The sequence below is a fragment of the Alteromonas sp. DYW1 genome (assembly GCF_059752595.1).
The window spans coordinates 1614258-1633076 of record NZ_CM186038.1; the positions used below are offsets into that span (position 1 = coordinate 1614258).

Genomic DNA, 18819 nt, shown 5'->3' on the forward strand with positions numbered 1-18819 from the left:
TTATGTAATCCACCGTTTTAACCTGATCTGCGCAATCTGTTTGAGCGCTTTTTGCGTATGAGCAGCAGTTCTGTTTGCTGCAAATTAAAGAAGAGGAGTCGAAAATGGCATTAATAGACTGTCCATCTTGTAATAAGAAAATTTCTGATAAAGCTAAAACCTGTTCCCATTGCGATTTTGCAATAGGTAACGCCAGTGAAGAAGATTTAGTGCGCAAGCAACAAATGCAGCGTTTTAATAAACGACAAAGTTTGCAAAACCAATCAATGCTGGCCATGTTGTTGTTCGTTTCTGGCTTTGGTCTGTGGTATTGGGGCGGTCAACAACCCACTGATCTGCAACAAAATATTGCTGTCGGTTGCTCGGTTGTTGGTTTTGTTTGGTACTTAATCAATCGTGCCAGACTGGTTATCTTAAAACGTTTTTCGTAAATTAATTTATGCAATTAGAACAATTACTTGCTGCTTTAACGCCAGAAATGTATGCCCGTATTAAAGGGTTAGTGGAAACCGGGAAATGGTTTGATGGTACAGCGTTAGAAGCCCATCAACGGGAGTTGTTGTTACAGGCAGTGATGATTTATCAGGCCAAGGTTGAACAATCAGGTGAGCACATGACGATAGGGGCTGATGGCGAAATTGTGCAAAAGTCGCGTCAGGAACTTAAAAATGAGCTGAAATTGGCACAAGAATCTTTAATTGCACGGTTCAAGAAGCATGATATTTAATCGTCTGTTTACGCCCAAATATGCACACCCTGATCCTGCAGTACGCATTAGTGCAATTGCCAACCTTGACCCAGATAAACCAGAGCATAAGAGTCAGTTGCATGAACTGGCGTTTAACGATGCTGAGGCGCGGGTTAGCCTAGCAGCGTTAACTCGGCTAAACAGCTTTGATTTATGGCTTAAAATGTCGCAGATTGCGGTTGATAAGCAAATCAAGAAGGCCGCAAAGCAACAGGTTATTGAAACATTAACCTCGCCATCCAGTGAACAATCGGTACAACAACAAAAAACAAATCTCAGCGAAATCCAAGATCCAATGATTTTGCGTGCAGTGCTTGAGCAAGCGACATGGCCTTCTCGGGATCTGGAGTTATTGCAGTTAGTGTTAGGGCGGATCAATGACAGTCAATTTACCCGAAGTGTATTGGCGCAGTTGACCGAACCCGCGGCGCTCAAGCAGCTTTTGGATAACATCGACAATCAAGCAATGTTGATCAAGTTACGCAAGCAAGTATCTGATCCGAAAATGCAACAAGTCGTAAGCGCACGAATTACTTTGTTGGAAGAACGCGCCAAGCGACCGTTGGAGTTGCAGCAGCGGTTAAAATTGGATCTTGCAAAGCTGCAAGCACTAGCCGAACACGACGACTATCTTACTTGGCAAAACCGGCGTAAAAAGCTGCGTACCAATATTGATTCAGTATTACCAGAGCTTGCCTCGTTGGCTTCTGAGCAAGCCGATTTAATGCGCAGCAAGCTAGCCAAAATTGAAGCCCGGTTGGATGGAATTTTTACTCGTCTTAAGCCACTAATAGACGCTCAACATCGCGCAGAAAAACAGGCTGCAGAGGCACAGCGATGGCGACTAAAAGCTGAAAACATATTGGCAACAACTCAGTTTCACATCGCACAAACACTTGAGCAATTGCAGGCGCGTGAAAATGCGACAATTCAGACTCAACTAGAACAGCATCTACATGCCTATAAAACCCTAGAAGAGCCGCAGAAGAAAGCGGAGGAAGCCTATGAAGCACTGCGCACAAGCCTGACTTACTTAGCTGCATTATCCTCTGATATTGAATTGCTTATCGCGGTCAAAGTTCGTCTATCGACATTTTTGCAGCAGTTTGATAAACCGCTCAAAGAAACGCTGACCATTGAGCAAGTCAATGCGTTTCGAAACCTGGAGAGTGAATTCAAGCAGCAACTAACGCGTGTTATTAATCCTGTACCTGTTGACATATTACGCCTATGGGATTCGTTGGTCGAACAGTGGCAAGGTGTGATAGTGCAATTTGAGCAGCGCCAATCCGATAATCAGCGTTTTTGTCGAAGTAAAATCCGTACGGCGTTGGCATTGATTGAACAAGGTAAGTATAAGCCTGCGTTAGCCATATATGCTCAGGTAAACGAACGCTTTATGGATTTAGCTGAACGCCAGCAAAACCAGCTTATGCGGCAGTTTGAACAGCTTCGTGGCGAAGCAGAGAAATTGAGTGACTGGCAAGCCTATGTGGCAGTGCCCAAACGGCCTGAGCTCCTCACACAAATGCAGACACTGGCCAGTGCGAAAAATATCGATATTCAGGAACGCAAGCAGCAGGTGGCCGCCATACGCGCCAACTGGCAATCATTGGGTGATGTCGCATTAGATCAAGAAACTACCAATGCTTTTGAGCAAGCTGCAGAGGCTGCTTTTGCTCCATGCCGTGAGTTTTACCAACAGCAGGCTGAGAAACGCGCGGCGAATAAACAACAGGCGATAATTATTCTGGGAGAGTTGGAGCAACTGGCTGTGGATATTGACAATCCCTCATTAGCCCAAACTTATCATCGTTTGCGCCAAGCATGGTATGGGCTTGGCGAGTTAGAGCGTAAGGATTGGCGTGAATTAGCGCGCCGTTTCAAGCAACTCACTGCGCCGTTGAATTCGCGGGTTCGCGAACTTGAAAAACACAACGCTCAGCGCAAGCAACAATTAGTCGCGCATGCGCAGAGTATTTTGACGAGCTTACCAGAGGATACCGCAACTCAACTGCAACGTTTACAAGACCAGTGGAAGGCGGTGGGATATGCTGGGAAAAACACGGATCAGGCGCTCTGGACTGCATTTAGACAGTACAATGATGAAGCGTTTGTTGCCTTACGACAACGCCAAACTGAAAATAAAAATTTAGCTGACCAGCGAGTCAAAGAATTGCAGGACGACATACAATTATTGCGGGATGTAATGTTACAGGAGCCAATGACATTAAAACGTGCTGACCAATTGCAACAACAGTTACGAGAATTGTCACAACACATTCGCAATGATGTGGAAATTTCCGCGCAGAAAGGCGCCTTGCAGAAAAAACTGACAAAGATAGAAACGGAGCTCAATGAGCTGAGTAAAAAGCATCAGGCTGCTGAAAAATTGGCGTCGTTAAAAGCCGTATTTCAGCAACTGTCTGCTATCGTTGGGAGCGGAGAATCACCCGAGTCACTCGGTGATTTACCGTTTAAAGTAATCGATAGCGAGTATACACAGGAATTTGATCGCACAGCATTGACTATACAGCTAGAAATTACCTGTGGACGCCAGTCTCCGCCATCCTGCCAAACGGATCGCGAAGCCCAGCAATTACTGATGCTGCAATACAAATTGCACAATGGCAGGATGCCGAGTAGTGATGAATTAGTGTCTGGTTGGTTAGCGAAGGGACCTATTTTGCAAGAAGAACAGACATACCTAGACAGGGTTCAGGTCGTGCTAATGGCCGATGCGGAGCGGTTTTAACAATGGTTACTGAAAGTATTGAATTTAGCTTTACCAGTGAGCCTGTGGCTTATCGTTTTCTCAATACAGTAAAGAACTGGCACCAAGATGATATGCGCGTAGAGTATGGCCGAGATGCGGCTCATGTTAGGGTGACATATAAGCCCGCGAACACGGGTTTCGATGATACGTTATCGCGGCTAGATACGCTTGCTGCTGGAATGAATGGGCGAGCGCTATGATTTGCTCGCCATGGCTTTATTTTTTAAATAGTAAAGTCATCCGATCCGATTCGCCAATGGCATCAACGCTGGCTTTTTTATTCGGATCATCTTGCACACCAAAATAGGTGGGTGGTAAGCGCCAAACCATGTCAGACTCAGTTGGAGTGTCTTTTGGGTTAGCATTGATTTCACTACTATCAACAAAGGTGAAGCCCGCGCCCTCGAATCTGGCTATCAATTGTGACTGTTTCAGGTAGCCGGCACTACCATCTGCCCACTTATCACTGTTATCCTCTGGCGCTCGATGTTGGACAACGCCAACCATTCCGCCGTCTTTGAGTAAGTTGTATGCCGCAGTTAACGCCTCGGTTAATGTACCGGCTTCTTCTTCAAAGCGATTTAGGTTGTGTAATGCGCGAATAAATAATACGCGATCAGCGGTGCCGTGTAATTCTTTGGGTGTAGTGGCAAACGTAAATGCTTGGACATCAAATGGTGCGTTGGGGTAGGCCATTACCATGCCAGTAAATTTAGCGGTTAACGCCACTTGCTCCGCAATTGCTTCGTCGGTGAAGAAACCAAAGCGAGCCCACATGTCATCATTATAGTTGATGCCGTACACACGCCCTTTTTCACCCACGAATGGAGCAATTATTTGTGTATACCAACCGCCCCCCGGAAGAGCTTCAGCCACCGTCATGCCAGGTTCAAGTTTAAAAAACTGTAGGGTTTCAACCGGGTTTCTTGCCGCATCTCGAGCTTTAACTTCGAGCGGGCGTGACTCAACAATATCAAATAACGTGGGAGGGCCCGCGAATGAAACTGGTGATAGTAAAGCGGTGAGTAATACTAGTGCTGATGTTCGCATAGACGTTCCTTAGCTAGGCGCAGTTGACTGAAATGGGGGCGATTCGCTGCAATTGTGCTGCATCGAATAAACACTTCTATAGCGTAGTTTAATCCAGCCAAATAGCTAGCGTAATATCCGCGTTCTATCACAGTATTGCTGTCGCTTATCCCACATCTCAGTAGCCATGAGATAACGTTAATAAAACGGGAACTCTGAGTTGTATCTGGAGTGATGTTAGCTGAGTTCGCCGCACAGATCTTGTTGCATCAATTGGCGTGTAGCATCGTAGTCATATCCTTGTGACAACAAGAAATGCAACTTGGCTAATGCCGCTTCGGGGGTCATATCAGACCCAGAAACAACGCCTAGTTCGCTCAAAACATGACCGTTGGCATAGCCACTCATGTCGACTTTGCCACGCGCGCACTGGGTACAATTAACAACTATGATACCTTGCTCACGAGCAAAGCGCAGCGGTGCCAGTATGGCCTCTGACTGTGGTGCATTGCCAACGCCATAACTCAATAAAATAAGTGCTTTTACTGGTTGTTGTAAGATATTTTGGATTACGTCTGCCGAGATCCCGGGGTATAAGCTGATCAATCCAATGGGTTGCGGGAATATATGCTTGACGCTAAGTGCACTAGCCTGCGGCGCAGGGCGGTGCTGATGGGTTACTTGGATTTTTATCCCTGCATTGATCAATATTGGATAATTGGGCGACTCAAATGCATCGAAACCGTTGGCATCGACTTTGCGTGCACGATTTCCGCGTAGGAGCTTGTTATTAAAAAATAAAGTAACTTCAGGAATAGGAAAGTTAGCTGCGATATATAAGGCATTCAACAGGTTCTCTTGTCCATCGGAGCGAAGCTCTGCGAGAGGAATTTGCGAACCAGTAACGATCACAGGTTTATTTAAGCCTGAAAACATAAAACTCAGCGCTGAAGCGGTATATGCCATAGTGTCAGTGCCGTGCAGAATAATAAAACCGTCATATTGGTCATAATGATCGGCGATATCGTCTGCCATTTTTTGCCAGTCGGCAGGTGTCATGTCGGAAGAATCGATCAAGTTTTCATATTCGTGAATATGAAACTCAGGCATTTCACTGCGATTAAATTCAGGCATACCAGCCAAGGTTTCTGTTAAAAAACCAGGCGCCGGCACGTAACCGCGAGCAGAAGGGCGCATACCAATTGTGCCGCCTGTGTAGGCAATGTAAATCTTCTTGCGCATATGAGCCATCCTGTTATAACACCGCGCGGCTGAGTACGTTTTCGACAAACGCAGTCTAACCGGCGTTGACTATTTTACTTCTTCGCCAGCCGCTTGCTTATCGGCGTGGTAGCTTGAACGCACCATAGGACCACAGGCTGCATGTGAAAAACCAATCGACTTTGCATACTCACCGAGTTCATCAAACTCGACAGGCGGAACATAGCGTTTGACAGGGTAGTGGTGTTTACTTGGTTGAAGATATTGCCCAAGTGTTAACATATCCACGTCATGCGCGCGCAGGTCATCAAGGACAATTTGAATTTCTTCGTTGGTTTCGCCCATTCCCATCATTAGCCCTGATTTCGTCGGGATATCAGGATGCTGTGCCTTAAATTTCTTCAGCAAGTCCAATGACCATTGATAGTTAGCTCCCGGCCGACACTCACGATAAAGCCTTGGAATGGTTTCCAAATTATGATTGAAAACATCTGGAACACCTTGCTTGAAGATTTCCAATGCACGATCCATGCGCCCTCTAAAGTCGGGTACTAGTACTTCAATCGTAGTCGTTGGCGAGTGTTCGCGTATGGCATTAATGCAATCGACAAAATGTTGTGCACCACCATCTCTTAAGTCATCTCTGTCAACCGAAGTTATGACCACATAACGCAGACCCATTTCTTTGATTGTCGTTGCGAGTTTAAGTGGCTCTTCTGCTGATGGCGGTAAGGGTTTGCCATGTGCGACATCGCAAAAGGGGCATCGGCGGGTACAGATATCACCTAAAATCATGAACGTTGCGGTGCCGTGGTTAAAACACTCGGCAAGGTTAGGGCAACTAGCTTCTTCGCACACCGAGTGAAGTTTATTTTTGCGTAGCGTTTGCTTAATGTGATCAATACGGTCAGTAGTGCGAGGAAGCTTTATCTTAATCCAATCAGGCTTGCGCAACATCTGCTCTTTTTCCGTTGGCACTATGGTGATTGGAATGTGTTTTACTTTTTCGTCATCGCGGAGTTTGACGCCCGCTTTGGGTTTAACGTTACTCATCAAAACCTTCTATATAATCATATGAATGCACACCAATGAGTGCACCAAAATGCTGTACTAACGGAATGGCTACGTTAGCCACCGAATCTGGACCATTTAAGCGCGCACAATCTACCATTTCTAAGCCGGCATAGCCACAGGGGTTGATCCGTTGAAATGGGGTCAGGTCCATATTTACGTTGAGTGCTAAACCATGAAAGGAGCAACCCTTGCGAATACGTAATCCGACTGAACAGATTTTTTTCTGATCAACATAAACTCCTGGTGCATCGGCCTTGGCATAGGCTTGGATTGTATCTTCGGCAAGTAGGTTCACCACACATTGCTCGAGAGCCGTGACCAAATGCCTAACACCTAACTTGGCGCGTTTAATATCAATTAAGCAATACAGCATTATTTGACCAGGGCCGTGGTACGTAACTTGTCCACCGCGGTCAACAGGAACCACAGGGATGTCACCGGGCATCAGAATGTGTTCTTCTTTACCCGCTTGACCTTGGGTAAATACTGGATCGTGTTCGAGTAACCACACTTCATCTTGGGTGTGCTCGTTGCGCTGGTCTGTAAAGGTCTGCATTCGCTGCCAAATCGGCAAATAGGGCTGTCGCCCTAATTGCCGCACAACCAATACGGGAATGCCGGAGTTATCTGTCATAAATTAAAGTACGACGCGCACTAATTCCAGCTTTGAGAGTTCAGTATAAATGGTTTCCATATGGTCCTTACTGGTTACCTTTACACTCAATGATAAGGAGTGATAATTACCTTTGCTGCTCGGTTTTACCTTGGGCGCATAATCGCCGGGCGCGAGTTGTTGCAGTCGGTTTATCACCACCGCTGGTAGGCTTTCATGCGCTACGCCCATTACCTTAAAAGTTTGGTAGCATGGGAAATCTAATAATTCATCAAACCGGGTGTCCACGGTTAACTCCTGCGTTATCGCTATCTGCGTTGTTAACTATCAAAACCTAGCTGTAACTTAATATAGTCAACGGCTCGGTCAAAAAATCCACCTTCATTTACTTCATGCAACGCTACCAGTGGATATTCAGCTATATCTTCGCCATCAAGTTGAATAAATAATTTACCAACCACTTCACCTTTAGCTAGTGGGGCTTCTAATTTCTGGTCGAGAACAAAATTGGCCTCGAGGTTCTTCACCTGTCCGCGTGGGATGGTAATTGGGGTCGATTGATTAATTCCCAAGTCTACAGTTTCACGATCACCCATAAAAATACGGTGAGCAACAAAACTGGTGCCGGCTTCATAGGGTGTAACTGTTTCGTAAAAGCGAAAACCATAACGCAGCAGTTTTTTATTTTCTTCTTTACGTGAACGTTCACTGTCTGTGCCCATAACAACAGATATTAAACGCATATCCCCCTGGGTTGCCGAGGTAATCAGACTGTAGCCCGCATCAGAAGTATGACCGGTTTTGATGCCATCGACATTCAGGCTTTTATCCCACAATAGGCTATTGCGGTTGTATTGTTTAATATTGTTGTAGGTAAATTCTTTCTCGCTGTAAATGGCGTACATCTCTGGCACTTCGTTGATGAGCGCAGCAGAAAGAACAGCCATATCGCGAGGTGTTGTGTAGTGATCAGCATCGTGCAACCCATGACTGTTCACAAAGTTGGTGCCTGTCATACCTAAATTTAAAGCGTGCGCATTCATCATATTGGCAAAGGCACTTTCGCTCCCGGCAACGTGTTCAGCCATCGCTACGCAGGCGTCATTGCCTGATTGCACCATAATACCGCGTAACAAATCAGCTACCGAAACTTCAGTACCGACTTCAATAAACATTTTAGAAGAATCAGGAAAGTTTTTAGCCCATGCATTCTCTGAAATTTTAACTTTATCTGTCATGGCAATATTACCGGCTTGAATTTCCTTGCCGATGACATAGACCGTCATGATTTTGGTTAAACTCGCGGGGGCTAAACGCATATCAGCGTTTTGTTCGGTAATCACTGTATCTGTTGCTGGGTCGATTAATAGATGCCCCTCAGCCGCTACCGATGGCGGTGGCGGGATAACTACCGCAGCTTGTGATAATGGCGTCAATGAGATAAAGAATGCAGCCGATAAATAACGTAATTTTGAAAGCATGAAACTACCGTTTTTTGAGTTATGGTTTTAGGGAGTGAGCCCCCTTGAATTAGCGCGACGTTTAGCAAAACGAACTGTTGCAATAGTATCGCAAAACGCCACCTTGGGACTAGGCTAAGACCATAAAAAATATGAAAAGTTTAGTCTGCGTTAGATCAATCCTGGATTTTACCCTTAGGTTAGGGAGCCGAGATGCTAAAGGCTTCTGGAAATCCGGTGGTTCGTAATTCATCTAACAGCAAATCGGCTAGGTGTTGATTGGAAATTGGACCCAAGCGAAGGCGAATAATACTGTCTTGATTGACGGTTAAGGTTGGGACTTGATAACGCACCGTTAAATCATCAGAAATTTTTTGGATTTTGCGTTCATCACTGAGTGCAGCAACCTGAATATATACCCCACTGGGAGCGGCGGATTCAGTTGTCACTGCAGCGGTGGTATCTTCGTTTGGTGCCGGCACACTGATCCCTGCATACTCGGCGTAACTCATGGTGGGTCCATTCCCCACAGTCACCCGGTTTTGGGCATCAAAATGAATGACTTCCAAGTCTACTTGCGCTGTACCTGTTTTGAGAAAATCGAGTTTTTTTGCGGCTGCAAAGGATAAGTCGATGATCCTATCCTGATGAAACGGGCCGCGGTCGTTCACGCGTACTATGACCTGTTTACCATTAGCGCGATTAGTGACTCTTACAAAGGAGGGTAAAGGTAATGTTTTGTGCGCCGCTGTCATTCCATACATGTCATACACTTCGCCGTTTGAGGTCAGATGGCCATGAAATTTTTGTCCATACCATGAAGCGTACCCCGACTGAGTAAAGCCTTTGCCAGTTTGCAGCGGATAATAGCGTTTTCCTAACACCGTATATGGGCGGCTGTTCCATTCGCGATAGGGCTCATAGTGAGGAATTGCGCTTTCTCGTGCGATCGAAGAGGGAACATGAGTGGGAGCTGAATCATGGCGCTGCGAGTAGCGACCGCCATATTGGCATCCTTGCAGAACAAGAACGAGCAATAACAGTGACCCCAAGTTTGTTGTTGTATTTTTCATTAGCGCGATAACAATCTGGCCTGCGTACTGATAGCCATTAGAATGCCAAAACCAGCGAGCAGTGTCACCATTGATGTGCCACCATAGCTAACGAGTGGCAATGGCACTCCGACAACAGGCAACAGACCCGAGACCATACCCATGTTAACAAACACATAAACAAAAAAGGTAAGGGTAATAGCACCGGCTAGCAACTTGCTAAATGCATCTTGTGCACGCACTGCGATCCACATACCGCGTAACACGATGAAGGCATAGATCCCGAGCAAACCGAGTACCCCAAACAGACCAAATTCCTCGCTGAAGACGGCAAAAATAAAATCGGTATGACGTTCAGGTAGAAATTCGAGTTGTGATTGAGTGCCCTGTAACCAACCTTTACCCTCGATCCCACCAGAGCCGATGGCAATTTTCGATTGAATAATGTGGTAGCCTGAACCCAGCGGATCACTTTCTGGATTTAAGAATGTGAGTACCCGTTGCTTTTGATAGTCCTGCATTAAGAAAAACCACATGATAGGCATAAAAGCACCGGCTAAAGCCGATACAATAGTGATTAGTTTCCAAGTCATACCGGCGAGAAATAGTGCAAAGATGCCAGAGCTGGCAATCAGCAATGAGGTACCCAAATCAGGCTGTTTGGCAATCAATACTGTTGGGATCGCAACCATGATAAAACCAATCACAATCTGATAGGTGCGCGGGGGTAGGGTAAATTTACTAATATACCAAGCCACCATCATAGGGACTGCCAACTTCATTATTTCTGATGGTTGGAAGCGCATGAAACCGAGGTCTAGCCAGCGTTGCGCACCCTTACCAACGACACCAAACAAAAGTACGCCGACGAGCATTAATAAACCGACGGTGTAGAAATAGATTGCCATGCCGCGATACATCATTGGGGGGATTTGCGCTAAACAAAACATCACAAACAGCGCTAAGCCAAGGCGGATAAGTTGCCGTTGGATCAGGGCTGGGTCTTGGCCGCCAGCGGAGTATATGGTGACTAAACCTACCGCCATCAACACCAATAAACCTAAGAGTAATACGCCATCAATGTGCAGGCGTTGAAGCAAACTCGTTTTGTTTGGATTAATGGGTGTGCGGATCATGGTGTTTTTAAAGCCTCGGTGGCGGCAACCTCAGTCGGTTGGGCAAACTCGTGATTACGGAAATAAAAGTCCATGATTTGACGGGCCAATGGCGCCGCATTACTACTGCCACCACCAGCGTTTTCAAGCACCACGGTGACTGAAATTTCTGGATTGTCGTACGGTGCATAGCCGATGTACATGGCATTATCGCGTAAGTGCAGCGCGACATTTTCTTCTTCATATTCTTCATCTTGACCGACAGTAAATAATTGTGCTGTCCCCGTTTTACCGGCCGAGACGTAACGAGTTTTGGCAAATGCATTGCGTGCAGTACCATGTTCGCGATTGACCGTTCCGTACATGGAGTCGAGCGCCATATCCCAGTGCTTATCATTGACAACATCTATCGGCCGAGCCGTCTTGAGTCCTTCAAGTTGCAGACCATCAGCGGTACTCACGCCGCGCAATAGTTGCGGGAGAACTTTCTCACCATGGTTAATTAACATGTTTACTGAGGCGTTAATTTGAATTGGCGTTGCGGTCCAGAAGCCTTGGCCGATGCCCACGGGGATTGTATCGCCAATATACCAAGCTTCGTTCATCTGTGCGCGTTTCCAGCCGCGCGATGGCATATTTCCATCAGCCTCTTCATGAATATCGATCCCGGTATAATCGCCGAATCCAAATTCACTCATCGACTCACTGATGGCATCGATACCCAAGTTATAAGCGAGGTCGTAAAAGAACGTATCACAGGAAACTTCTACTGCTTTGATTACATCGACTTCGCCATGGCCGCCTCGTTTCCAATCTCGCCAAACATGATCAACGTTATCGATACGATAGCGACCATAGTCCTTCATGACCGTCTCACTATCGATGACGGCACGCTCTAATCCGACTAACGCTAGGTGCGGTTTAATGGTTGATGCAGGTGGATATTGGCCCTGTGTGGCGCGGTTGATCAAAGGGCGTGCTCGTGAGTTGAGTAGGGCATTATAATTTCGACTACTGATCCCATGTACGAACATATTGGGATCATAACTGGGGTTTGAGTACAGGCTTAAAATCGCGCCGGTTTTCGGTTCGGTTACAATCACTGCTGCGCGACGGTTGCCAACCAAGCGCTGAACCTCAAGTTGCAATTCCAAATCTAAATTTAACACCAAGTCTTCACCGGGAATAGGTGGTTGAAAGTCAAGTGTACGTAATATTCGCCCCTGATTGTTGACTTCAACTTGTTGGTAACCTACTTGGCCGTGTAATCGCTCTTCATAAAATCGCTCGATACCTAATTTCCCAATATCGTGAGTGGCATCGTAATTCGCCTCTTGGCCTGACTCGATAAGTTTATTCAGATCATTTTTGTTAATCTTGGCAACGTAGCCCAGCGCATGGGTCAATGCAGCACCAAACGGATAATGTCGCGCCAGTCGTGCATTAATGCTGACACCGTCGAAGCGGTGTTGATGGACCGAAAACTTGGCAACTTCATCTTGTTCAAGTCGGGTTTTTAAAGCCACAGGTTTGAAGCGTCGCTGACTCTTTAAGTTCTTTTTAAAATCGTCGATTTGCTCATCGGTAACCGTAATAATTGCCCTAACCTCGGCGAGCATTTGGTCTATATCTGCTACTTGTTCAGGGATCACCTCGAGACTAAAAACGGGGACATTTTCAGCCAAAATGATCCCATTTCGATCCAAAATTAGCCCGCGATTGGGTGCCACGGGTAACACTTTGATGCGGTTTCCGTTTGACCGTGTTTGGTAGTCTTCAAACTGCGTCACCTGCAAATGGTAGAGATTGCTAATCACAATACCAATCAAGGCTGCAATCATGATTAACGCAACCACTGAGCGACGTGCAAAAAGATTCGCTTCAGCGGTATGGTCACGAATGGTTTGACGCTTAATCGGCACTACTACTCTCGGTGGTATGGATGATTATTATTAACGCTCCAGGCGCGATACAGTGATTCAGCTAGAATGACACGGACCATTGGATGCGGCAGAGTAAGTGCGGATAAGGACCATTGCTGTTCGGCAGCCTGTGTGCAGGCAGGAGATAAACCTTCTGGCCCACCGATCAATAAACTGACATCGCGCCCATCCAGTTGCCAAGCGGCAAGATTTTGCGCTAATTGCCCTGTACTCCAGTTTTTTCCGGTCACAGCTAGCGCAATAATCCGAGTGTGCTTACCCGCGGCTTTCAGCATTAAATCACCTTCTTTTTCGAGGATCCGCGGAATATCGGCGTTTTTACCGCGCTTCCCAGGTGGAATTTCGGTAAACGTGACAGGCATATCCGGTGGAAATCGACGTAAATATTCGTTACATCCTTCCGACACCCATTTCGGCATCTTGTTCCCAACGGCAATGATCTGAATGCGCATTTAGCTCCAGAGCTTCTCTAATTGATAGAAATCGCGAGTTTCGTCTTGCATTACATGCACAACAACATCGCCTAAATCAACCAGTACCCACTCGCCAGTGTCTTTGCCTTCAATACTTAGTGCAGGATTACCTTCTTGTTTACAGGCTAAGGTGACATTTTCTGCAATTGAAATCACGTGTCGTTTAGAGTTGCCTGAACAAATAATTAAGGTATCTGTAATACTGGATTTTCCGGATACATCTAATTCGATGAGATCGCGACCTTTCATATCATCAATCTTGTCTTTAACAAATTGAACGAGTTCTGTGTGGTTCAAGTTTTCTCCTATCACAGTTGAGCGTTAGTTATATAAATTATGGCGCTGACAATACTGGAAAACACTGCGTGGCAGCAGATGCTGCGTTTTGTCGCCAGAGTCCGGTTGTGTAAGCAAGTGACGAATTTCCGTAGATGATACCTCTGTAAGGGGGCTTTCTGCAAAAAATAGCTGTCCATGTGGCACAGTATGCAACTGACTCTTGTGTTTTTGATGATGCTTATCGATCCATTGTGCTATCTGTTGTGAGGGGGCGGTAATGTCATCTTGGCGCGGCAACACCAAAATATTACACAGGTCGATGAGGGCATCCCATTGGTACCATTGGTCAAGTGTGTTTAGCGAATCCTGCCCCATTATAAATACGATACTGCCAGCCGATGACAGTGCTCTCAAGTGACGCAATGTTTGAATCGTGTAGGAGGGCGATGGCAGTTGGGTTTCGATTAAATCGACAGTAAATAACGGATAGTCAAGGCATACTAACTCTAGCATCTCGACACGTTGCTCAAAGGATGCGCCAATGATCGTCTTGTGCGCCGGATTCGGGGTTGGAAGCAGGCGAATACGCTCTAACCCAAACTCCTGCGCGGCGCTGATTAATGGATAAATGTGCCCGTTATGGGGCGGATTGAAACTGCCTCCGAACAAAGCAAGTGGCATTTGCATCCGGCTCATAACGTATACGAGGCTAATGCCGCAGGAAGAAACAACAAACATAAATGGCACAGTGTGACATAAGGTTTGCTAACACTGGTCTGTTTAAACTGTAAATCTGCTATCGCCAACTTATGCTGCATTTGCAGCAGATCTTCGGCGTTTAAGCGGGCAAGTGCGGCGCTATATAAACCCTGTCGATTCTGCCAAATTCGATGTTTTTGCCAAGCGGGTTGCTGTCCAGCAAGCTGCTCTTGTTTTAACGCCCATAATGTTTGCCACTCGCGGATCAATGCCCAAATGACGATATTCGGTTCGACGCCCTCACTTTCGAGACGATACAGGATCTTAATTGCACGCTGGATATCGCCATTCAGTAACCCGTCGACTAATTGAAAAACATTGAATCGAGATTGGTCGATAGTAGCCGAACCCACTTGCTCGCGAGTTATGTGAGCATTGGGATATAGGAGTGATAGTTTTTCTATTTCCTGACGTGCGGCCAGCAAGTTACCTTCACAATTATCGGCGAGTAACGTGATGGCTTCAGGTTCCGCTTGTAGATTGTTACTCTGCAAACATTGACGGATCCACTGTTGTAGGCGCTGGCCTTCTTGCGGAAAACATGGGGTATAAAATCCGCGCTGCAAACAGGCTTTAAACCATTTGGCATTTTGTACATCTTTGCCAATTTTGCCGCCATGCACTAGCAATAAAACATCAGTTAACTCGGTATTGGCGATTTCTACTAACGCTTTACTGCCCGCAGTGCCGGGTTTGCCGGTTGGGATTTCGAGCTCAATGTACTGGCGATCAGCAAACAGCGACATCGATTGAGTCGCCTGCATAAGCTGCGACCAATCAAATTCACTATCTGCCACAAGCGTTTGTCGTTCATTAAAGCCTTGCGCCAAGGCCGTTGTGCGAAGCTGATCAATGCACTCTAGCTTTTGTTGTGGCTCATCACCAAACAGCAAAACAATGCTCGGTAGTGTTTGCTGAATGTGGGCGTTAAATCGATCGGGGTAGATTTGCATCAGGCTATTGATTCGGTATTGCGACGGGCGCTTGGCTCGCCATTAAACGGATCATGCGGTCTGCAGCATCTGCGCGCATCTCATCAAGGATCAAATCGAGCTCGCGTGATTTTGCCAATACCTGATCCGGATCGTCTTGATATTCGCGCAAAATTTCCACACTGGAATCAATCGCCTCCGAACCGGGGTAAGTTACGCGATAGTCGACGCGATATATTAACTCATACTCTGCGACCTGTCCGGTACGAAACACCGACAATAAGCGGCGGGTTAAGTTTTCCGGGCGTAACTCAATGATCACCGTGTTGGGTAGTTCAGATTCAGTCGCACTGCGCGTGTAATTTAGTTGATAGACTGCGAGTCGCTCGCGTAATGCACGGGCTTGAGGATCGTGCGCAGACAAGCTGCGCACTTCCACTTGCTGAATGTGTTCAGGAAACTGCTGCGAACCGCGCAGCGCAAATCCGCACCCTGCTAATGTCAGCAGGCCAAGACTGAGGCATATCCAAAGCGCTAACTGACGCATACTATTTTCCAAACCTAGTTCGCGACGATATTAACAAGCTTACCAGGCACCAGAATGACTTTGCGTACGGTTTTATCATGGATAAAGTTTTGCACATTGTCATGGGCCATGGCTGTAGCTTTTACTGACTCTTCATCGCTATCAGCGGCAACGGTTATTTTCGCTCTAACTTTGCCATTGACCTGAACGATGATCAGTTTTTCATCTTCAACTAACGCTGATTGATCCGCCTGAGGCCAGCCAGCAAATTCGATGCTGTCTGCATGTCCCAGCGCTTGCCACAAATGTTGGCAAATGTGCGGCGTAACTGGATTTAACAACTGGATCATTGCCTGAATGCCTTCCGCCAAAATAGCGTTGTCAGTAGCAGTATTTGTTGGCGCTTTTTGTAAGCGGTTCAATAATTCCATGATTGCCGCAATAGCCGTATTGAAAGTTTGGCGACGACCAAGATCATCACTGACTTTGTCGATGGTTTTATGGATCTCACGACGCAAGTCTTTTTGCGCTTTATTGAGGTCGGCAAAGTGTTGTTGTGCAGGATTAGCGAATTGCTGTAATGCATCCATATTGTCCATGGCAAGGCGATAAAGACGTTTCAGGAAGCGGTGTGCACCATCAACACCAGAATCAATCCATTCCAGTGTTTGCTCTGGTGGTGCCGCAAACATGGTAAACAACCGCACTGTGTCGGCGCCATACATATCAATTACTTGTTGTGGATCGATGCCGTTATTTTTGGATTTCGACATTTTGGTCATACCACCAGCAATCACCGTTTCGCCATCGCTCTTTAATACAGCTTTGATAACCCGGCCTTTGTCATCGCGCGTCAACTCAACATCCGTGGGTGAATACCAGGTTTTCTTGCCGCTCGAATCTTCGCGGTAGAAGGATTCTGCTAATACCATGCCTTGGCATAACAAACGCTTAAATGGCTCGTCGGAATCAACTAAGCCTTCATCACGCAATAATTTATGGAAAAAACGTGAATACAATAAGTGCAGTATTGCATGCTCAATGCCACCGACATATTGATCAACCGGTAACCAGTAATTGCTTTCCTTTGGATCTAGCATTGCATCTGTTGGCGCTGATGCATAGCGTGCATAATACCAACTGGATTCCATAAAGGTATCAAAGGTATCGGTTTCACGTTCACCGGCAACACCATCGATATTGACTTGTGCCCATGACTTATCCGCTTTTATCGGGCTGGTTACACCATCCATCACGACGTCTTCAGGCAATTCGACCGGTAAGTGTTCTGCCGGCACTGGCATTTCAGAGCCGTCGGGCAGATTAATCATTGGGATTGGTGCACCCCAGTACCGTTGCCGTGAAACTCCCCAATCACGTAAGCGATAATTAACGGTACGTTCGCCGTTACCTTGTTCCTCGAGAGTTTTGCAGATGGCATCAAATGCAGCTTCAAAATCTAAACCGGTGTATTGTTCAGAGTTAATCAAGGTGCCTTTATCAGTGATCGCAGCGTGCTCGATTGACGTAATTTCCGCGTCTGCGGCAGCGGCTACCACCTGTTTGATCGGTAATTGATACTTGCTGGCAAATTCCCAATCGCGTTGGTCATGACCCGGTACAGACATGACTGCGCCTGAACCATACTCCATCAATACAAAGTTTGCGACCCAGACGGGTAATGCTTCGCCGGTTAATGGATGAACCACGGTTAAACCAGTATCACAGCCACGCTTTTCCATGGTTGCCAGTTCAGCCTCGGCAACTTTTGTGTGTTTTGCTTCAGCGATAAATGCGGCCACGTTAGCATTCGATTGTGCGGCGTGTTGAGCTAATGGGTGCTGTGCGGCAACCGCCACATAGGTAACGCCAAACAAGGTGTCAGGGCGAGTGGTATATACCTCTAGATTACTGATACCAGCGGTTTCCTGAGGTAATGCAAAGCGAATATTTGCGCCTTTAGATTTGCCAATCCAATTACGTTGCATGGCGACTACTTGCTCAGGCCACTCGTCTAATCCATCAAGATCGTTTAAGAGGGCTTCAGCATAATCAGTAATTTTAATAAACCACTGTGGGATTTCTTTTTGCTCAACCACCGCACCACTGCGCCAGCCGCGACCGTCAATCACTTGCTCATTGGCCAACACGGTTTGGTCTACGGGATCCCAATTTACCGTTGACAGTTTTTTGTACACTAAGCCTTTTTCATATAAACGGGTGAAAAACCACTGTTCCCAGCGATAATAATCAGGCTTACAGGTAGTGACTTCGCGTGACCAATCGTAGCCAAATCCGAGTGACTTAAGCTGTTGTTTCATGTAGTCGATATTGGCGTAGGTCCATTTGGCTGGCGCGGTTTGGTTATTGATTGCCGCATTTTCCGCTGGCAAACCAAATGCGTCCCAGCCCATGGGTTGCAGCACATTTTTACCTTGCATGCGCTGATAACGGCTGATCACATCGCCGATGGTGTAGTTTCTTACGTGCCCCATGTGCAGCTTGCCACTGGGATACGGGAACATGGATAAACAATAAAATTTTTCTTTAGTGTCATCCACGTCGACTTTAAACGTGTCGTTCTGTTGCCAGTGATCCTGGATCTCTTGTTCGATGGCTTTGTGATCGTATTGCTTTTCTGACATGCAGCTTAAGATTCCGTATTCATGGGGGTTATTGCAACAACGCGAGGGCATTTGTCGCGCCAATATAAAGCCGCTAAGAATACCTCAACGAGGCAGCCAACAACAGATCCAAACGCAGCATTTAACAAAAAAAGCCGATTTCCAATGTGAGATTGTAGTCAACGTTTCAGTGGA

The 18819-nt window shown here is 46.4% G+C and carries 19 protein-coding genes; 4 read left to right on the forward strand and 15 right to left on the reverse strand.

Translation table 11 applies throughout. The features are described from left to right. The first annotated feature begins 104 nt into the window (after positions 1–104). The 4 genes from AC121Z_RS07165 to AC121Z_RS07180 are packed head-to-tail and all read left to right on the forward strand — an operon-like array spanning position 105 to position 3724. The gene (locus AC121Z_RS07165; protein WP_498127716.1) at positions 105–431 is read left to right on the forward strand and encodes a hypothetical protein; all 327 of its coding nucleotides are present in this window, start codon (positions 105–107) and stop codon (positions 429–431) included. A gap of 8 nt (positions 432–439) precedes the next feature. After that, positions 440–727, forward strand: coding sequence for a YeaC family protein (locus tag AC121Z_RS07170; protein WP_498127718.1), 288 nt, complete (start codon positions 440–442; stop codon positions 725–727). Next, positions 717–3503, forward strand: a complete 2787-nt coding sequence (locus AC121Z_RS07175) for a DUF349 domain-containing protein (protein ID WP_498127719.1) — start codon at positions 717–719, stop codon at positions 3501–3503. Before AC121Z_RS07170 ends, AC121Z_RS07175 begins: the two co-directional genes overlap by 11 nt. A 2-nt stretch (positions 3504–3505) precedes the next feature. Continuing rightward, positions 3506–3724: a hypothetical protein gene (locus AC121Z_RS07180; protein ID WP_498127720.1), complete on the forward strand. Its 219-nt coding sequence runs from the start codon at positions 3506–3508 to the stop codon at positions 3722–3724. 16 nt (positions 3725–3740) lie between these two features. Here the strand turns inward: AC121Z_RS07180 and AC121Z_RS07185 are convergent, their stop codons facing one another. From AC121Z_RS07185 to leuS, 15 genes are all read right to left on the reverse strand, one after another. Further along, a complete protein-coding gene (locus tag AC121Z_RS07185; protein WP_498127722.1) occupies positions 3741–4574 on the reverse strand; it encodes a class I SAM-dependent methyltransferase in 834 nt (277 codons plus the stop codon). A 216-nt stretch (positions 4575–4790) separates the two neighbouring features. After that, the gene (gene ansA, locus AC121Z_RS07190; protein ID WP_498127724.1) at positions 4791–5795 is read right to left on the reverse strand and encodes an asparaginase; all 1005 of its coding nucleotides are present in this window, start codon (positions 5793–5795) and stop codon (positions 4791–4793) included. 69 nt (positions 5796–5864) lie between these two features. Then, the gene (lipA, locus tag AC121Z_RS07195) at positions 5865–6827 is read right to left on the reverse strand and encodes a lipoyl synthase (protein WP_498127726.1); all 963 of its coding nucleotides are present in this window, start codon (positions 6825–6827) and stop codon (positions 5865–5867) included. After that, positions 6820–7482 carry a lipoyl(octanoyl) transferase LipB gene (gene lipB, locus AC121Z_RS07200; protein WP_498127727.1) on the reverse strand — a complete coding sequence of 221 codons (663 nt, stop codon included), beginning with the start codon at positions 7480–7482 and terminating at the stop codon, positions 6820–6822. The genes lipA and lipB overlap by 8 nt, the downstream gene beginning before the upstream one ends. Positions 7483–7485: 3 nt before the next feature. Continuing rightward, positions 7486–7692 carry a DUF493 family protein YbeD gene (gene ybeD, locus AC121Z_RS07205; protein ID WP_498128176.1) on the reverse strand — a complete coding sequence of 69 codons (207 nt, stop codon included), beginning with the start codon at positions 7690–7692 and terminating at the stop codon, positions 7486–7488. 89 nt (positions 7693–7781) lie between these two features. Next, positions 7782–8942: a serine hydrolase gene (locus AC121Z_RS07210; protein ID WP_498127729.1), complete on the reverse strand. Its 1161-nt coding sequence runs from the start codon at positions 8940–8942 to the stop codon at positions 7782–7784. Positions 8943–9121: 179 nt separating this feature from the next. Next, positions 9122–9994 (reverse strand): septal ring lytic transglycosylase RlpA family protein, encoded by an 873-nt coding sequence (locus AC121Z_RS07215; RefSeq protein WP_498127731.1) that lies wholly within the window; start codon positions 9992–9994, stop codon positions 9122–9124. Next, positions 9994–11109, reverse strand: coding sequence for a rod shape-determining protein RodA (gene rodA, locus AC121Z_RS07220; protein ID WP_498127733.1), 1116 nt, complete (start codon positions 11107–11109; stop codon positions 9994–9996). The genes AC121Z_RS07215 and rodA overlap by 1 nt, the downstream gene beginning before the upstream one ends. Continuing rightward, positions 11106–13010: a penicillin-binding protein 2 gene (gene mrdA, locus AC121Z_RS07225; RefSeq protein WP_498127734.1), complete on the reverse strand. Its 1905-nt coding sequence runs from the start codon at positions 13008–13010 to the stop codon at positions 11106–11108. Before mrdA ends, rodA begins: the two co-directional genes overlap by 4 nt. 2 nt (positions 13011–13012) lie before the next feature. Further along, entirely contained in the window at positions 13013–13483 is a 471-nt protein-coding gene (rlmH, locus tag AC121Z_RS07230) for a 23S rRNA (pseudouridine(1915)-N(3))-methyltransferase RlmH (RefSeq protein WP_498127736.1), read from the reverse strand. After that, positions 13484–13753, reverse strand: coding sequence for a ribosome silencing factor (gene rsfS, locus AC121Z_RS07235; RefSeq protein ID WP_498128177.1), 270 nt, complete (start codon positions 13751–13753; stop codon positions 13484–13486). A 72-nt stretch (positions 13754–13825) separates the two neighbouring features. Further along, complete coding sequence (gene nadD / locus AC121Z_RS07240) at positions 13826–14470, reverse strand: nicotinate-nucleotide adenylyltransferase (RefSeq protein WP_498127738.1); 645 nt, start codon at positions 14468–14470, stop codon at positions 13826–13828. A 5-nt stretch (positions 14471–14475) separates the two neighbouring features. Further along, positions 14476–15495 carry a DNA polymerase III subunit delta gene (gene holA, locus AC121Z_RS07245; RefSeq protein WP_498127739.1) on the reverse strand — a complete coding sequence of 340 codons (1020 nt, stop codon included), beginning with the start codon at positions 15493–15495 and terminating at the stop codon, positions 14476–14478. A 4-nt stretch (positions 15496–15499) separates the two neighbouring features. Continuing rightward, entirely contained in the window at positions 15500–16021 is a 522-nt protein-coding gene (locus AC121Z_RS07250) for an LPS-assembly lipoprotein LptE (protein ID WP_498127740.1), read from the reverse strand. Between the two features lie 14 nt (positions 16022–16035). Next, the gene (leuS, locus tag AC121Z_RS07255; protein WP_498127741.1) at positions 16036–18645 is read right to left on the reverse strand and encodes a leucine--tRNA ligase; all 2610 of its coding nucleotides are present in this window, start codon (positions 18643–18645) and stop codon (positions 16036–16038) included. Positions 18646–18819: the final 174 nt, after the last annotated feature.

What these genes read in the sequence shown, in the direction of transcription:
- AC121Z_RS07165 (WP_498127716.1), top strand. Translation starts at nt 105, where the DNA reads ATGGCATTAATAGACTGTCCATCTTGTAATAAGAAAATTTCTGATAAA.
- AC121Z_RS07170 (WP_498127718.1), top strand. Translation starts at nt 440, where the DNA reads ATGCAATTAGAACAATTACTTGCTGCTTTAACGCCAGAAATGTATGCC.
- AC121Z_RS07175 (WP_498127719.1), top strand. Translation starts at nt 717, where the DNA reads ATGATATTTAATCGTCTGTTTACGCCCAAATATGCACACCCTGATCCT.
- AC121Z_RS07180 (WP_498127720.1), top strand. Translation starts at nt 3,506, where the DNA reads ATGGTTACTGAAAGTATTGAATTTAGCTTTACCAGTGAGCCTGTGGCT.
- AC121Z_RS07185 (WP_498127722.1), bottom strand. Translation starts at nt 4,574, where the DNA reads ATGCGAACATCAGCACTAGTATTACTCACCGCTTTACTATCACCAGTT.
- ansA (WP_498127724.1), bottom strand. Translation starts at nt 5,795, where the DNA reads ATGCGCAAGAAGATTTACATTGCCTACACAGGCGGCACAATTGGTATG.
- lipA (WP_498127726.1), bottom strand. Translation starts at nt 6,827, where the DNA reads ATGAGTAACGTTAAACCCAAAGCGGGCGTCAAACTCCGCGATGACGAA.
- lipB (WP_498127727.1), bottom strand. Translation starts at nt 7,482, where the DNA reads ATGACAGATAACTCCGGCATTCCCGTATTGGTTGTGCGGCAATTAGGG.
- ybeD (WP_498128176.1), bottom strand. Translation starts at nt 7,692, where the DNA reads ATGGGCGTAGCGCATGAAAGCCTACCAGCGGTGGTGATAAACCGACTG.
- AC121Z_RS07210 (WP_498127729.1), bottom strand. Translation starts at nt 8,942, where the DNA reads ATGCTTTCAAAATTACGTTATTTATCGGCTGCATTCTTTATCTCATTG.
- AC121Z_RS07215 (WP_498127731.1), bottom strand. Translation starts at nt 9,994, where the DNA reads ATGAAAAATACAACAACAAACTTGGGGTCACTGTTATTGCTCGTTCTT.
- rodA (WP_498127733.1), bottom strand. Translation starts at nt 11,109, where the DNA reads ATGATCCGCACACCCATTAATCCAAACAAAACGAGTTTGCTTCAACGC.
- rlmH (WP_498127736.1), bottom strand. Translation starts at nt 13,483, where the DNA reads ATGCGCATTCAGATCATTGCCGTTGGGAACAAGATGCCGAAATGGGTG.
- rsfS (WP_498128177.1), bottom strand. Translation starts at nt 13,753, where the DNA reads ATGAAAGGTCGCGATCTCATCGAATTAGATGTATCCGGAAAATCCAGT.
- nadD (WP_498127738.1), bottom strand. Translation starts at nt 14,470, where the DNA reads ATGCAAATGCCACTTGCTTTGTTCGGAGGCAGTTTCAATCCGCCCCAT.
- holA (WP_498127739.1), bottom strand. Translation starts at nt 15,495, where the DNA reads ATGCAAATCTACCCCGATCGATTTAACGCCCACATTCAGCAAACACTA.
- AC121Z_RS07250 (WP_498127740.1), bottom strand. Translation starts at nt 16,021, where the DNA reads ATGCGTCAGTTAGCGCTTTGGATATGCCTCAGTCTTGGCCTGCTGACA.
- leuS (WP_498127741.1), bottom strand. Translation starts at nt 18,645, where the DNA reads ATGTCAGAAAAGCAATACGATCACAAAGCCATCGAACAAGAGATCCAG.